Annotated in this window: 8 protein-coding genes and 1 tRNA gene; 2 read left to right on the top strand and 7 right to left on the bottom strand. The window is 68.9% G+C overall.

Annotation, left to right across the window (positions count from 1 at the left end; genetic code table 11):
* Positions 1 to 29: 29 nt before the first annotated feature.
* Positions 30 to 1364: a hemolysin family protein gene (locus ACK4ZD_RS02550; protein ID WP_409658348.1), complete on the bottom strand. Its 1335-nt coding sequence runs from the start codon at positions 1362 to 1364 to the stop codon at positions 30 to 32.
* A gap of 70 nt (positions 1365 to 1434) precedes the next feature.
* On the opposite strand from ACK4ZD_RS02550, the gene ACK4ZD_RS02545 reads away from it, so the two are divergent.
* Complete coding sequence (locus ACK4ZD_RS02545; protein ID WP_409658345.1) at positions 1435 to 2268, top strand: symmetrical bis(5'-nucleosyl)-tetraphosphatase; 834 nt, start codon at positions 1435 to 1437, stop codon at positions 2266 to 2268.
* Here the strand turns inward: ACK4ZD_RS02545 and ftsH are convergent.
* Genes ftsH through ACK4ZD_RS02530 form a run of 3 tightly spaced genes read right to left on the bottom strand, consistent with a single transcriptional unit; the run spans position 2263 to position 5432 of the window.
* A complete protein-coding gene (gene ftsH, locus ACK4ZD_RS02540) occupies positions 2263 to 4122 on the bottom strand; it encodes an ATP-dependent zinc metalloprotease FtsH (protein WP_409658343.1) in 1860 nt (619 codons plus the stop codon). The two genes, ACK4ZD_RS02545 and ftsH, sit on opposite strands and share 6 nt — an antisense overlap.
* 27 nt (positions 4123 to 4149) lie before the next feature.
* Positions 4150 to 4455 carry a chaperone modulator CbpM gene (locus tag ACK4ZD_RS02535; protein WP_409658340.1) on the bottom strand — a complete coding sequence of 102 codons (306 nt, stop codon included), beginning with the start codon at positions 4453 to 4455 and terminating at the stop codon, positions 4150 to 4152.
* The gene (locus ACK4ZD_RS02530; RefSeq protein WP_409658458.1) at positions 4452 to 5432 is read right to left on the bottom strand and encodes a DnaJ C-terminal domain-containing protein; all 981 of its coding nucleotides are present in this window, start codon (positions 5430 to 5432) and stop codon (positions 4452 to 4454) included. The genes ACK4ZD_RS02535 and ACK4ZD_RS02530 overlap by 4 nt, the downstream gene beginning before the upstream one ends.
* A gap of 330 nt (positions 5433 to 5762) precedes the next feature.
* Between ACK4ZD_RS02530 and ACK4ZD_RS02525 the strand changes: the two genes are divergently transcribed.
* Positions 5763 to 5850 (top strand) — tRNA-Ser (locus tag ACK4ZD_RS02525).
* Between the two features lie 42 nt (positions 5851 to 5892).
* Here the strand turns inward: ACK4ZD_RS02525 and ACK4ZD_RS02520 are convergent.
* From ACK4ZD_RS02520 to ACK4ZD_RS02510, 3 genes are read right to left on the bottom strand one after another with little or no spacing between them, the layout of a single operon-like run.
* Entirely contained in the window at positions 5893 to 7746 is a 1854-nt protein-coding gene (locus tag ACK4ZD_RS02520; RefSeq protein ID WP_409658337.1) for a diguanylate cyclase domain-containing protein, read from the bottom strand.
* Between the two features lie 12 nt (positions 7747 to 7758).
* Positions 7759 to 9999: a putative bifunctional diguanylate cyclase/phosphodiesterase gene (locus ACK4ZD_RS02515; protein WP_409658334.1), complete on the bottom strand. Its 2241-nt coding sequence runs from the start codon at positions 9997 to 9999 to the stop codon at positions 7759 to 7761.
* 8 nt (positions 10000 to 10007) lie between these two features.
* Positions 10008 to 13721 carry a response regulator gene (locus ACK4ZD_RS02510; protein ID WP_409658331.1) on the bottom strand — a complete coding sequence of 1238 codons (3714 nt, stop codon included), beginning with the start codon at positions 13719 to 13721 and terminating at the stop codon, positions 10008 to 10010.
* Positions 13722 to 13739 lie beyond the last annotated feature (18 nt).

The raw sequence follows: 13739 nt of genomic DNA, 5'->3' as shown, positions 1-13739 counted from the left end.
CAGCTTCCCTGTCAAGCAGGCCAGGGCGCCTACCCCTGGCGGCGCGGCTCGGTGCCGAAGATCTCTTCCTTCAGCCTATCCTCGGGCAGCCGCGTGGCCAGTACCTTGTCGATGCGCTTGCCGTCCATGTCGACCACCTCGAAGCGCCAGCCGCCCCATTCCACCGCGTCGGTGGCCTGGGGTAGGCGTCCGAGCAGCAGCATCACCATGCCGGCCAGGGTGTTGTAGCGGCCGCGGTCCTCCTCGGGCACCTCCTTCAGGCCCAGCCGGTCCTTCAGCTCGGGCACCGGAATGAGGCCGTCGATCAACCAGGAGCCGTCCTCGCGCATCACCGCCCAGGCGCCGTCGGGCTCGGCCGTCTGGAACTCGCCCGTGATGGCCTCCAGCACATCCTGCAGCGTGATCACACCCTGGATCTCACCGTATTCGTCGACCACGAAGACCATCTGCATGGTCGAGGCGCGGAAGCTCTCGAGCAGCTCCATGCCGGTGAGCGTTTCGGGCACGAAGACGGGGGGCTGCAGGTTCTCGGTGAGGCGGATCTCCTGGCCCTGGGCCATCTGCTGCAGCAACTGGCGGGCAGTGACCACGCCGAGCACATCGTCCAGCCCGCCACGGCACACCGGGTAGCGCGAGTGCTCGGCCTGGGCGATGGTGGCCAGGGCCTGCTCCACGGGGGCTTGCGCGTCGAGCCAGACGATGTCGCCGCGGGGGATCATCATCGAGCTGATCTGGCGCTCGTCGAGCCGGAAGACGTTGCGCACCATCTGGTGCTCGTGGGCCTCGATCACGCCGGCATCCACGCCCTCCTCCAGGCTGGCGGCGATCTCCTCCTCGGTGACGCCGCGGTTGGGCTGGTCGGTGATGCCCAGCAGGCGCAGCACCGTGGCTGTGGCCCAGGACAGCATCACGACGAAGGGCCGCGCGGCCAGTGAGAGCCATTCCATCGGACGCGCCACCAGGCGCGCGACCGTCTCGGGATACATTTGCCCCAGGCGCTTGGGCACCAGCTCGCCGAAGATGATGGTGAGGAAGGTGATGATGACCACCACGACGCCAGTGGAGACCACACTGGCCACCGTGGCTTGCAGCCCCCAATCTTCCGTCATCCACGCGGCCAGCGGCACCGCAAAAGCCGCCTCGCCGACGATGCCGTTGAGGATGCCGATGGAGGTGATGCCGATCTGCACCGTCGAGAGGAACTTGGTGGGGTTCTCGTGCAACGCCATGGCGGCCGAGGCTCCGGCCGCTCCGCTTTCCACCAGCACCTGCAGCCGAGCTTTGCGCGCCGCGGTCAGCGCCATCTCCGACATGGCAAAGGCGCCGTTGAGCACGATGAGGAAGGTCAGTAACGCTACGTCCATACGGGGCCCCGCAGGCGACTCCCGCGGGGAAGTGGTCACGGGAACGGGGGAGCGTAGCAGAATCGGGGCCATGATCTACCTCATCGGCGACCTGCAGGGCTGCTGCGACGCCCTGGATCGGCTGCTGGCCGAGATCGGCTTTTCCCCTTCGCGCGACCACCTGTACGTGCTGGGCGACCTGGTCAACCGGGGCCCGTGCTCACTTCAGGTGCTGCAGCGCCTGGCCTCCTTCGGCGAGGCCGCCACCTGCCTGCTGGGCAATCACGACCTGCATCTGCTGGCGGTGGCCCATGGCGTGCGCCGACCCCACCGCAGCGACACGCTGGGCCCCATTCTCGATTCGCCGCAGCGCGAGGCCTGGATCGCCTGGCTGCGCCGGCAGCGCCTGGCTGTGCAGGCACATGGCTGGCTGATGGTGCACGCCGGCGTGGTGCCCCAATGGGATGCGGCCCAGACCCTGGCGCTGGCGGCGCAGGTCGAGGCCCATCTGCGCAGCGACGAGCTGGGCGCCTTCCTTCAGGTGATGTACGGCAACGAGCCGGCGCAGTGGCGCGAGGATCTTGTCGGCGCCGACCGTCTGCGCTTCGTCGTCAACGTGCTCACGCGCATCCGCTTTTGCGACGCCCAGGGCCGGCTGGATCTGAGCGTCAAGGATGGCGCCCGAGCCGCCCCGCCGGGCTTGTTCCCATGGTTCGACGTGCCGGGACGGCGCACGGCCGGCACCCCGATCGCCTGCGGCCACTGGTCCACCCTGGGCCTGCTGATGCGCGAGGACTTGCTGGCCATCGACACGGGCTGCGTGTGGGGTGGGCGACTGACCGCAGTGCGCGTGGACGGTGGCCGCCGCGAGGTGGTGCAGGTCGAGTGCGCGCAGGCCCAGGCGCCGGGCGGGCCGGCCTCATGAGGCCGGCTGTGGCGCTTCACGATCCGGCTCGCGCAGCGATCGCGTCAGTTCCTTCAGGGCCGCCTCGTCCAGGGTCTCGCGCGCCAGCAGCTCGCGGGCGCCGCGCTCGAGCAGGTCGCGATGCGAGCGCAGCAGCGCCAGGGTGCGGTCGAAGGCGCGCGTGACGATCTCGCGCACGGCTTCGTCGATGCGATGCTGCGTGTCCGGACTGATGTTGCGTGCCGGCTGCAGCGCCCCGGGCCCATCCAGGAAGCGTGTGGGCTGTGCCTCATAGGCCACGTGGCCCAGGTCTTCGACCATGCCGTAGCGCGTGACCATGTCGCGCGCGATGTCGGTGACGCGCGCCAGGTCATCCGCCGCGCCGGTGGACCAATGACCGAACACCAGTTTCTCGGCCGCCCGCCCGCCCAGGAGCACCATGAGCTTGTGTTCGAGCTCCTCGCGCGTCATCAGGAAGCGGTCCTCGGTGGGGCGCTGGATGGTGTAGCCCAGCGCACCGATGCCGCGCGGGATGATGGAGACCTTGTGCACGGTGTCGGTGCCCGGCAGCGACAGCGCCACGAGCGCATGGCCCATCTCGTGGTAGGCGACGACTTCGCGCTCGCGCGGGTTGAGCACACGGTTCTTCTTCTCCAGCCCGGCCACGATGCGCTCGATGGCCACGGTGAAGTCCTGCAGTTCCACTTCGGCGGCGCCCCGCCGTGTGGCCGCCAGGGCCGCCTCGTTGCACAGATTGGCCAGGTCGGCACCGGAAAAGCCGGTGGTCAGCGCGGCGACCTGCTCCAAGTCGGTCTGCGCCGACAGGCGGATCTTCCTCACATGCACCTTCAGGATCTGCACGCGGCCGGCCTTGTCGGGACGGTCCACCAGCACCTGGCGGTCGAAGCGGCCCGCACGCAGCAGCGCGGGGTCGAGGATCTCGGGCCGGTTGGTCGCCGCCAGCAGCACCAGGCCGGAAGTGGAGTCGAAGCCGTCGAGTTCGACCAGGAGCTGGTTGAGCGTCTGCTCGCGCTCGTCATGCCCGCCCAGGCCGCCGGCCGCCGCGCGTGCCCGGCCCAGGGCGTCGAGCTCGTCGATGAAGATGATGGCCGGGGCCTTCGCGCGGGCCTGCTCGAACAGGTCGCGCACGCGCGCGGCGCCCACGCCGACGAACATCTCGACGAACTCCGAGCCGGAGATGCTGAAGAAGGGCACGCCGGCCTCGCCGGCCACGGCCTTGGCCAGCAGGGTCTTGCCGGTGCCGGGCGGGCCCACGAGCAGCACCCCTTTGGGGCTGCGTGCGCCCAGCCGCCCCTGGCCCTGCGGGTCCTTCAGGAAGGCGACGATCTCCTGCAGCTCGGCCTTGGCTTCGTCCACGCCGGCCACGTCGGCGAAGGTCACGCCGGTGTCCTTCTCGACGTAGATCTTCGCCCGGCTCTTGCCGATGCTCATGAAACCGCCCATGCCCTGCTTCTCGGCAAAGCGGCGCACCAGGAAGAACCACACGCCGAAGAACACCAGGGCCGGCACCACCCATGACAGCAGGTCGCGCAGGAAGGTGCTCTCGACCACGCGGGTGTAGGGCACGCCGTACTGCGACAGGCGTTCGGCCAGCGCGGGCTCCACCCGGTTGGCCACGATGACGCTCTTGCCGCGCGGCTCGGGGTTCTTGAGCTTGCCGGTCAGCGTGGTCTCGCTCACCACGACCTCGGCCACACGCCCTTCGGCCAACGCACGCTCGAATTCGCTATAGGGCACGGGCTCGACCATGCGTTGGCTTTGCCACAGGCTTTGCAAGGACAGCAAGAGCAGCAAGGCCAGCAGCCAGTAGCCGACGTTCCATTGAATCCGGGGGTCGGGGGTCTTCATCGCCATGGCAGTCCTCCAGATCGGTCAGGCCGTTCACAACCCGGCGCGCGCCAACCGGCGGCGCAGGGCGTCGATCTCGTCGTGCAGGTCCGCCACCAGGGCGGCCAGTTCGGGCACGGCATCGAAATGGCGCTCCAGATGCACCATGCAGCGCACGCGACGCAGCGTGGCCGCGTCGAAGCGCCAGGCCGAGGCGCCGTCACCGCCGGCTAGCGCGATCAAACCACAGCGCACGCGTTCGAGCACCCATTCGCGGCTCACCGGAGCACAACGGCACAAGGCCTCGAGGTCGAGCAAAGCCTCGTCGGGGGGGGCGACAGGAAGGATGTCTGGGCTCATGGATGGTGTCCTCCAAGACCGTCATCGGCCGCGGCCTGCCGACGCGCATCGAAATCGGGCAGCGCCGCCGCCATCTGTTCGTAGAGCTGCCGTGCCTTGGGATGGTGGGCACTGGGCAGGACGACGCGCACGACCAGCTCCAAGTCGCCGGGGGGGTTCGAGGGCAAGCCCTGGCCGCGCACGGTCAGGCGCTGCCCGCTCTGTGCCCCGGCCGGCACCCGCACGCGCAAGGTGTGGCCCCCGGGCAGGGACAGGGGCACCACGGCGCCGAGGGCGGCTTCCCAGGGGGCCACCGGCAACTCGGTGACCAAGGTGCTGCCATCGAGTCGGAAGTGCGGGTCGGGTCGGAACTGCACTTCGAGGTAGAGGTCGCCGGCCGGTGCCCCCCCGCGGCCCGCGCCCCCCTGCCCAGCCAGGCGGATCAACTGGCCGGGCCGCACCCCGCGCGGAATTTGCACCTGCAAGGTGCGGGTGGCCAGCCGCACGCGACCGTCGGCGTCGAGCTGCGGGCTGCGCAAGGTGATCTCCCGCCGCGCGCCCCGCCAAGCGTCGGCCAGATCGAGCACGATGCGGGCGTGGTGGTCCTCGCCCCGCCCGCCCGAGGGACGGGCGCCACGCGGGGTGGTGCGCGCGCCCATCCTGCCGAACAGCTCGGCGAAGAAGTCGCTGAAGTCGCCCAAGTCGGCCCCGTCGAAGCCTTCGGTGCTGAACTCGAAGCCGGCATCCCAGTCCGGCGGCGGGGTGAAGGGCTCGCCGGCTCGATGGCCGGCGCCCACGGCGTCGTAGGCAGCCCGCCGCTGCGGGTCGGACAACACCGCGTAAGCCTCGTTGATCTCGCTCATGCGCGCCGACGCATCCTGCTCGCGACTGACGTCAGGATGGAACTTGCGCGCCAGGCGCCGATAGGCCTGTTTGATCTGGTCGGCGGTGGCATCGCGCGGAACGCCGAGCACTTCATAGTAGTCTTTGAACTGCACCATCGGTGTTTTTCTCCGCTGCCCCGTCAAGTGACGGCCACTGGCCGCCGTTTCAAGCCCCTGCCACCTCGTCCCGGCGCCGCCAGGCAGGTAAACTCTCATACCTGCCGTCATCGTCAACGCAAGGGGGTGACAAGCGCTTGACCGGGATCAATGGTGTTCATATCGCGTAGCGATGTGAACACCGACCAAAACCGGCAATCCGGAAGATAGGAAGCGTGGCAGAGTGGTCGATTGCACCGGTCTTGCTCAAGTCCCGTAGGGACTTGGGGCGGTGTTCATATCGCGTAGCGATGTGAACACCGACCAAAACCGGCAATCCGGAAGATAGGAAGCGTGGCAGAGTGGTCGATTGCACCGGTCTTGAAAACCGGCAACGGGCAACCGTTCGTGAGTTCGAATCTCACCGCTTCCGCCAGTGAAGGCCGCGGCCGGCGCGGGACGCCGGCCGCTGGCGCTTTCACGCCACGCAGGTGCGGTTCTTGCCCGTGCGCTTGGCCTCGTAGAGCGCTTCATCGGCTCGGTCCAGGGTTTCTTCGAGGCGCTCGCCCGGGCGGAACACAGTGACGCCGGCCGAGAAGGTGACGAAGACCTGACGCTCGTCGTGCATAAAAAAGTTGGCCGACAGCGTGCGCTGCAGTCGGGTGAGCACGACGCGGGCTTCCTCGGCGGTGGTTTGGGGCAGCAGGACGACGAATTCCTCGCCACCGTAGCGCGCCACGGTGTCCATCGGTCGCAGTGCCTGCTTGATGTGGCCAGCCAGGAACTTGAGCGCCTCGTCGCCGGTTTGGTGCCCCAGGGTGTCGTTGAGCTTTTTGAAGTTGTCGATGTCCAGCAGACCCACGGCCAGCTCGCCGCCCTGACGCTGCAAGCGCGCATGCTCGACCTCGAAGGCCTGGATCAGCCCGCGGCGGTTGGCGATCTCGGTGAGCGGGTCGGTGGAAACTTCGGTCGACAGGCGCTGTAATTCGGCCTCGAGTTCGCGCACACGCTGCTGCAGGGCTTCGGCCTGGGCGTGTTCGCTGCGCAAGCGCTCGTGGGTGTCATGCACCGCCGTCTGGACATTGCGGGTGTCCTCTACCAGCTCTTTGACGACACCGGCCAGGCTCTCGAGGGTGTCGGCCTGCTCAATGACCTGCACGTAACGGTCCATGCGGTCCTGGAAGCGCCCAGTGTGCGCTCCGAGCTCGCCGATGCGCAGGACCATGCTGTTGATGAGCTGCTTGATCATGTCGCGCGAGCGGGCGCGCTCGGCCTTGATTTCGCCTTGGCGGCTGCGGGTGGCGTGCAGCAGGTGGCTGACCGAACGCACGGTGCGGGCGGTGAGCCCCTCGCGCAGCCGCTCGCGCATGAGGCCGGCCTGGCCCTGGACCCAACTGCCGTCTTCGGCCAGCTCGCCCAGGCTGGCGCTGAGTTCATCGCACAGGCCGCGCAGCTGGTCGGTGAGGTGGGCCCGGTGTTGTAGCAGGCGCCGGGCATCGCCGGCCCAGCCCCGCCAGTCGTCGGCCAGCTCCTCGTCAGGCTGGTCGGCCAGCGGGGCCAGCAGGTCGTCCAGTCGGGCGCGCAGGCGCACGCAGCGGGGGTCGTCGTCGGGCAGGGCCGCGGCGATGGCTTGCGCCAGCTCGGCCACGACATCGGACCAGCAACGCGCCAGCCCCTCGGCAGCGGTCGACACGTCGGTGTCGGCCAGTGCGTTCAGCGGCATGGGCTGGCTGGGTGGTGCGGTGCCACGCGCCATGGCCTCGGCCAAGACCGGGTCGTCGCCCAGGGTCGGCGCCTCGCCCGCGCCGTCGCTGTCCCAGTGAGTCACGAGTTGGTGCAAGCGCTGCCGCAGGCGCTGAGGATCCCCGCGGCTGGAAGCCAGCACGCGCTGCAAGCTGTCCTTTTTGCGCGCGCTGGTCCACACCCGTCCGCCGCGTTCGACCGCCCTGACCAGGCGCTGGATCAGCCCGGCCCAGGCCTGGGCGTCGTCGCTGTCGCCTTCCCCGGCCTCGGCCAGCCAGCGCTCGGCCTGCTCGATGCGCCCCTGGGACAGGGCCTGCACCAGCGGCACGCCGCCCCCCGGCAGGCGCTGGGCCAGGCGTTCGATCAAGCGCTGCACGGCCGGCGGCAGGCCCGGCGGCCCCGGGGGTTCGCCGGCCTCGGCGCGATAGGCACGCTGGTAGTTCTCGGGTGTGGGCTCCAGCCGGTCCAGCGCCAGCCGGCGCAGCGCAGCCTTGGCGATCTGGGCCGGGGTCTGGGCAGCCCCCAGCGAGGCGGGCTGAGTGACACTGCCGGCCGTGCGCGGATCGGAAGACGATGGCAAGGAGCTCATGGGAGCGGGGCCTCAGGAGGCCACCCGGGTGGAACCGGGCCGGGCGGCGCCGGGGGCGGCCACAGCGGCCTCGGGGGCCGGCATCCAGGCCGCCCGGCGCGGCAGCACGGTCTGGCGCAGCCACTGTTCGAGCTCGGCCGCCGGCAAGGGGCGGCTGAAGAGATAGCCCTGCATGGTGCTGCAGCCCAGGCGGCTGAGCACCTCCATTTGTAGCATGGACTCGACGCCCTCGGCGATCACCCGCAGGTTCAGCGAGCGGGCCAGCGCAATGATGGCCGTGACCACCGCAGCGCTTTCGGCGCGCACGCCCAGCTCACGCACGAAAGAGCGGTCGATCTTGAGTTCGCCGATGGGCAGCGTGGTGAGGTAGGCCAGCGAGGAATAGCCGGTGCCGAAGTCATCGATGGAGATCTCCAGGCCGAGTTGGTTGAGTCGGCGCAGGCAGGGCATGACGTTTTGCAGATCCTTCATCAGCCCGGTCTCGGTGATCTCGAGTTGCAGGCAGCAGGGGCTGGCCTGGAGCTCCTGTAGCGAAGTCTGGATGCTCTCGACGAGGTCGGTGCGCAAAAACATGCGGCTGGGCAGGTTGACCGCCACGGGCAGGTCCATGCCGAGCGAGTGCTGCCATCGGCGCGCTTGGCGGATGGCTTCCTGCAGTGCCCAGTAACTCATGGGCACGATGAGGCCGGTCTCCTCGGCCAGGGGGATGAAGTCGGCCGGCGAGATGAGCTGGTCGCCGCGCTGCCAGCGCATGAGGGCCTCGGCCCCGATCAGGGTGCCGGTGGCCACATCGACCTTGGGCTGGTAATGCAGCACCAGCTCACCGCGCTCCAGGGCCTTGTGCAAGGCCGACTCGAGTTCGAGCTTGGCCCGGCCCATGCCGGCAAGCTGCGGGGAGTAGACGCTGCAGGCGTTGCGCCCCTGGTTTTTGGCGGCGTACATGGCCACGTCGGAGTTGCGCTGCAGGTCGGCCACCGTAGTCCCGTCGCGCGGGAACAGCGCCACACCCACGCTGGCCGTGACGAAGCATTCCTGGCCGCCCACCAGCACCGGCTCACGCAAGGCCTCGAGGATGCGATGGGCCACGCGCTCGGCGTCGCTCTGGCTGCCCACCTCGGGCAGCAGGGCGACGAACTCGTCGCCACCCAGGCGGCCCACCGCCTCCAGCGTGCGGTGGGCACGCGAACCCAGGGCGTCCAGCGGGGCGTCGATGACCTGGTCGGAATGGCGCACGCACGCGCGCAGCCGCCGTGCCACTTCCACCAGCAGATCGTCCCCCGCGGCATGGCCCAGGGTGTCGTTGATGATCTTGAAGCGGTCGAGGTCGATCAGCAGGAAGCCGACTTGGTGGTGCAACTGCTTGGCATGCTCGATCGCACGTTCGGCCCGCCAGATGATCTGGCGGCGGTTGGGCAGGCCGGTGAGCGAGTCGAAGTTGGCCAGGTGCTTGATCTTGTCCTCGGCGATGCGGCGGTCGGTGACGTCCTGGACGATGCCGTTGTAGAGGCTGAGGTTGCCGTGGTCGTCGAACTCGGGTTCGGCCTCGACGTGGACGATGCGCTGGCGGCCGTCGGCAAGGTTGACGGGCACGTCGGTGCACAGCACGGTGTTGTGGCGCAGCACCTCGCGCAGGATGGCCATGAAGCCCTTGCGCTCGTCGGCCGGGATCATGTGCAGCACCTCGCGCATGCTCAGCGCATCGCCCGGGCCCATGCCAAACACCCGCAGCCCTTCGAGCGAGAAGCTCAGGGTGCCCTTGTCCACGTGCCAGTCGAAGCTGCCCATGCGGGCCAGGTCTTGAGCACGGGCGAGCTGGGCCTTGCTGCGCTCCAGGGCCTGGCGCGTGCGGGCCGAGCGCAGCAGATAGCGCAGGCGACCGGCCAGCAGGCTCCATTGGTTCGACTTGACGAAGAAGTCGGTGGCACCGGCCTCGTAGGCGCGCGTGATGGAGGCGTCGTCGTCCAGCCCGGTGAGCATGAGCACCGGGATGGCATGGAAGCCCGGAGTGGCTCGCAGTTCCCGGCAGGTCTCAAAACCGTCCATGCCAGGCATGATGGCGTCGAGCACGATGACGTCGGGCGACCAGTCGGCCAGCATGCGCAGAGCCTTTTCGCCGCTGGAGGCCTCGGTGATGGCAAAGCCGCGCTCGCGCAGGGCGATCGAGGTCAGCAGGAGGTTGACCTCGTCGTCGTCGACCAGGAGCACCTTGGGTTGCTCCAGGTCGATGTCGTCGGCGAACGGCGAATAGCTCATGGTGCGGTTCAGGCGTCGCGCAGATAGGCCTTCAGGCTGGCGAGGACACGGTCGGATTCCTCGCGAACGGCGGCCATCTTGTCGTCCAAGGGTTCCGCTCCACCGCCACGGATCACCGCCTCGATGTCGGCGCATTGGGCCGACAGTTTCAGGGCCCCCACGCTGGCGCAGGACGATTTCAGCGTGTGGGCCGTCAGCCGGATTGTCGCCAGATCCTGCACTTCATGGGCTTCCACCATTTGGGGGATGAGGCGCTGCAGCGAGGCCTCGAAGGTGCGGAACAGCCGGTCCAAGAGCTGGTTGTCTCCCTTGGGATCGAGCTCGCGCAGGCGCTGCACGGCCTGGGGGTCGAAGACGTCGGGATCCGGGTTTCGCATGGAAGTCTCCGCAGCGGTGGCAGACGAGGGCGGGGGCGGGTGATCGGGTTCGACGCCGGCCAGCGGCTCGGCCTCGGGCAGCCAGCGCGCCAGCACGGCCAGGAGCTGATTCTGGCGGAAAGGTTTGGAGAGGTAGTCGTTGAAACCCTGGTCCAGGAATCGCTCCTGGTCGCCGCCCAAGGCATTGGCGGTGACGGCCACCACCGGGGTGTGCGGCGGCGTGAGGAACGCAAATCGCCCACCGGGGCCCTTTCGAAACCATTGCAGGGTGTCCACGCCGTCCATGCCGGGCATCTGGATGTCCATGAGCACGAGGTCGAAGCGATGTTCGCACAAGGCATGCAAGCCTTCCAGCCCGGAGGCCGCCACCCGGACTTGGCAGCCCAGGCGGCGCAGCATTTGCTGGATGACCTCTTGGTTGACGGGGTTGTCCTCGACGACGAGCACGCGGTGCGGATAGCGCGGCTCGGGCGCGTTGGCACGGGCGGGAGTGGCCGACACGCCAAGGATGGCTTGGCGCAGCTCGACCTTGCGTACCGGTTTGCTCAGGTAGCGCTGGAAGCCCGCTTCGTGCGCCACCCGCACGTCGTCGGGCGAGGACACCGATGACAGCAAGATGAGTTTGGTGGCCGTGCCGGCCGGGTGCTGGCGCAGCAGGCGCGCGAATTGCACGCCGTCGAGGCGGGGCATTTGCATGTCCACCAGCGCAAGGTCGAAGTGCCGGCCGGCGCGATGCTCGCGCTCGACGAGCTCGAGTGCCGCCAGGCCGTCGGCCGCCGCATCGACCTTCAGCCCCCAGGAACCGAGCATGTTCTCGAGCACGGTGCGGTTGGTCTCGTGGTCTTCGACGACCAACACATGCAGCGCGGGCATGTCCAGGGCGTCGAGTTCGGCCGCCGCGTTCGAAAAGGGCGAGACGCTGACGGGCACCTGGAAGCTGAATGTGGAGCCGCGTCCGGGCTCGCTGTGCGCATCGATGCGCCCGCCCATCAGCTCGACGAGTTGGCGCGAAATCGCCAGCCCCAAACCGGTGCCTCCGTAGCGTTTGGTGGTGCCGCTGCTGGCTTGGGTGAAGGCGCTGAACAAGCGCGGGAGCACCTCGGGCTCGATGCCGATGCCGGTGTCGCGGACGATGAATTCCAGCATCACGCGGCGTTGGTCGGGCGTGCCGGCGGACGGGGGATCGGCCAGCTCGTGGCACCGCAGATCGACCACCACCTCGCCGGACTCGGTGAACTTGATCGCGTTGGCCACCAGATTGGTGAGCACCTGGCGCAATCGCAGGGGGTCGCCATGGACCAGAGGCGGCACTCCCGGCGCTTCACGGAAGCTGAGCTCCAGACGCTTTTCGTGGGCGCGCGGGGCCAGCAGCTCCAGGGTGTCTTCCACCACCGAGCGCAGCACGAAGTCGGTGCCGTCCAGCTCCAACTTGCCGGCCTCGATGCGCGAGAAATCGAGGATGTCGTTGATGATCTCCAGCAGGCTTTCGCCCGAGCGGTAGACCGCCTGGGCGAAGCGGCGCTGCTTGTCCGTCAGCGCGGTGCCCAGCAGCAGCTCGGTCATGCCCAAGATGCCGTTCATCGGCGTGCGGATCTCATGACTCATGTTGGCCATGAACTGGCTCTTGGCCAGGCTGGCCGCCTCGGCTTGATCCCTGGCGCGTTGCAACTCGACCTCACGTTCGTGCTCGGAAGTGATGTCGGTACTGATGCCGTAGACGCGGATGCTGCCGTCTGGGCGGCGCTGGCTGCGCGTGCGGGTGCGCAGCCAGCGCAGGCCACGCTCCGGGTGGAGCACGCGGTGCACCACATCGGTGGGCAGCAGCTGTTCCTCCATCTCGCGACCCCGTGCGAGCAGGGGGCGGTCCTCCTCGGGAACGCGCGCCAGAGCGCAGCTGGGATCGTGCACCATCTCTTGGGGCGTGACACCCCAGAATTGATACAGCCGCGGCCCGAGGTATTCGTGGTGCCTTCGATCCGGTGTGGAAATGAAGACGTGATCGTCCAGAGTTTCCACGAGCTCACGGAAGCGGGCCTCGGATTCGAGCCGCGCCTGTTCGGCCTGGCGGCTGGCGGTCACATCGCGGGCCACGATCATCAGGGCATGGGCGGCCCCGTCGTCGCGCCGCAGCGTAAGGTAGCGCACGTTGAGATGGCGCTCGCCGCGATGACGAGGGGACCAGACGACGTCGTCCTCGATCCAGGCCCCGCCAGCCAGGGCCCGCTGCACCGAGGGCCGCAGCATCGCCGTGAGCTGGCGGCCGTAGGCCTCCTCGGGCGGGCGGCCGATGATCTCCTCGCGCCGCACACCGAATTCGCGCTCGGCCTGCCGATTCACCTGGATCAGGCGCAGGTCCACCGGGTCCATCACGAACAGGCTCACCGGCAGGTGCTCGATCAGGTCGTCGAGCCAGCGACGCTCCCGTTCGATTTGCTCGGTGTGGCGCTGGCGTTCGGTGATGTCGGTGAGGATGCCCAGATAGATGAAGCCGGCGCGCTGCTCGTCCAGCACATGGGCCGCCTCCACTTCAGTCCAGTAGGGTTCGACGCGGCCGTCGGGCGTGCGCCGCTCGGCCTGGAACTGGAATCGGAAGCCGCGACGACCTGCCACCGCGCGCCGCAGCCGCTCGACCATGGCCTCGGGCGAGTGCCCAAGCCGCAGCAGATCCCAGCAGGAGCGGCCCACGGCCAGCCCCGAGGGCATGCCCGTGATGCGCGAGAAGGCCTCGTTGACCCATTCGATACGCCCCTGGTCGTCGGCCAGGATCACGCCGGTGGTGGCATGGGCTGCCACCAGGGCCAGCCGTCGGGTGTGTTCGACATGGCGCTCCAGCCCCAGGCGAGCGGCTTCGCCCCGGGCCAGCAGCCCGAGTTGGCGGCAGGCCAGTGTCAGCAAGTCACCATCGGCCGTGGGATCGCCGACGCGCGCGCCCTGCAGTTCGAGCAGGCCGGCCGGGGCCTCGTCGCCCCACACCGGCACCCACACCCCGGTGCCGCCTTCGGACCACCAAGGGGCGTGGCGAGCAATCGCCGTGCCTGCCCGCCCATCGTCATGGCTCACCGTGTGCAGGGCACCGAGATCGACATGGCGGTGGGCTTCGCGGGCATCTTCCTCCCAGGGGTAGATCAGACCGGTGTGACCGTTCCAATCGTCTACCCGCCAGACGGTCCAGGCGTGAGCGTGCAAGGGCCCGGCCAGACAGCGTCCTACGGCTGTCAAGGCCGAACCCAGGCTGGGGGCGTCGAGCACCGCCTCCACCACGGCCCGCTCGAGTGCGGGCCGGTCGTGCGCGAGCCCGGCGGCGCCAGGCCCGGTGGGAGACAAGGAGGAGACTGACGTCATCATGGGTCACAGGCATCCAGC

The organism is Caldimonas sp., from assembly GCF_046291045.1.
Lineage (GTDB): Bacteria > Pseudomonadota > Gammaproteobacteria > Burkholderiales > Burkholderiaceae_C > Caldimonas.
The sequence above is the reverse complement of the archived record's forward strand: the minus strand, read 5'-3'. Positions and strand labels throughout refer to the sequence as shown.

Excerpts from the sequence above, each read along its gene's own strand:
- ACK4ZD_RS02510 (WP_409658331.1), bottom strand. The coding sequence starts at position 13,721 with ATGATGACGTCAGTCTCCTCCTTGTCTCCCACCGGGCCTGGCGCCGCC.
- ACK4ZD_RS02550 (WP_409658348.1), bottom strand. The coding sequence starts at position 1,364 with ATGGACGTAGCGTTACTGACCTTCCTCATCGTGCTCAACGGCGCCTTT.
- ACK4ZD_RS02535 (WP_409658340.1), bottom strand. The coding sequence starts at position 4,455 with ATGAGCCCAGACATCCTTCCTGTCGCCCCCCCCGACGAGGCTTTGCTC.
- ACK4ZD_RS02545 (WP_409658345.1), top strand. The coding sequence starts at position 1,435 with ATGATCTACCTCATCGGCGACCTGCAGGGCTGCTGCGACGCCCTGGAT.
- ACK4ZD_RS02520 (WP_409658337.1), bottom strand. The coding sequence starts at position 7,746 with ATGAGCTCCTTGCCATCGTCTTCCGATCCGCGCACGGCCGGCAGTGTC.
- ACK4ZD_RS02515 (WP_409658334.1), bottom strand. The coding sequence starts at position 9,999 with ATGAGCTATTCGCCGTTCGCCGACGACATCGACCTGGAGCAACCCAAG.
- ftsH (WP_409658343.1), bottom strand. The coding sequence starts at position 4,122 with ATGGCGATGAAGACCCCCGACCCCCGGATTCAATGGAACGTCGGCTAC.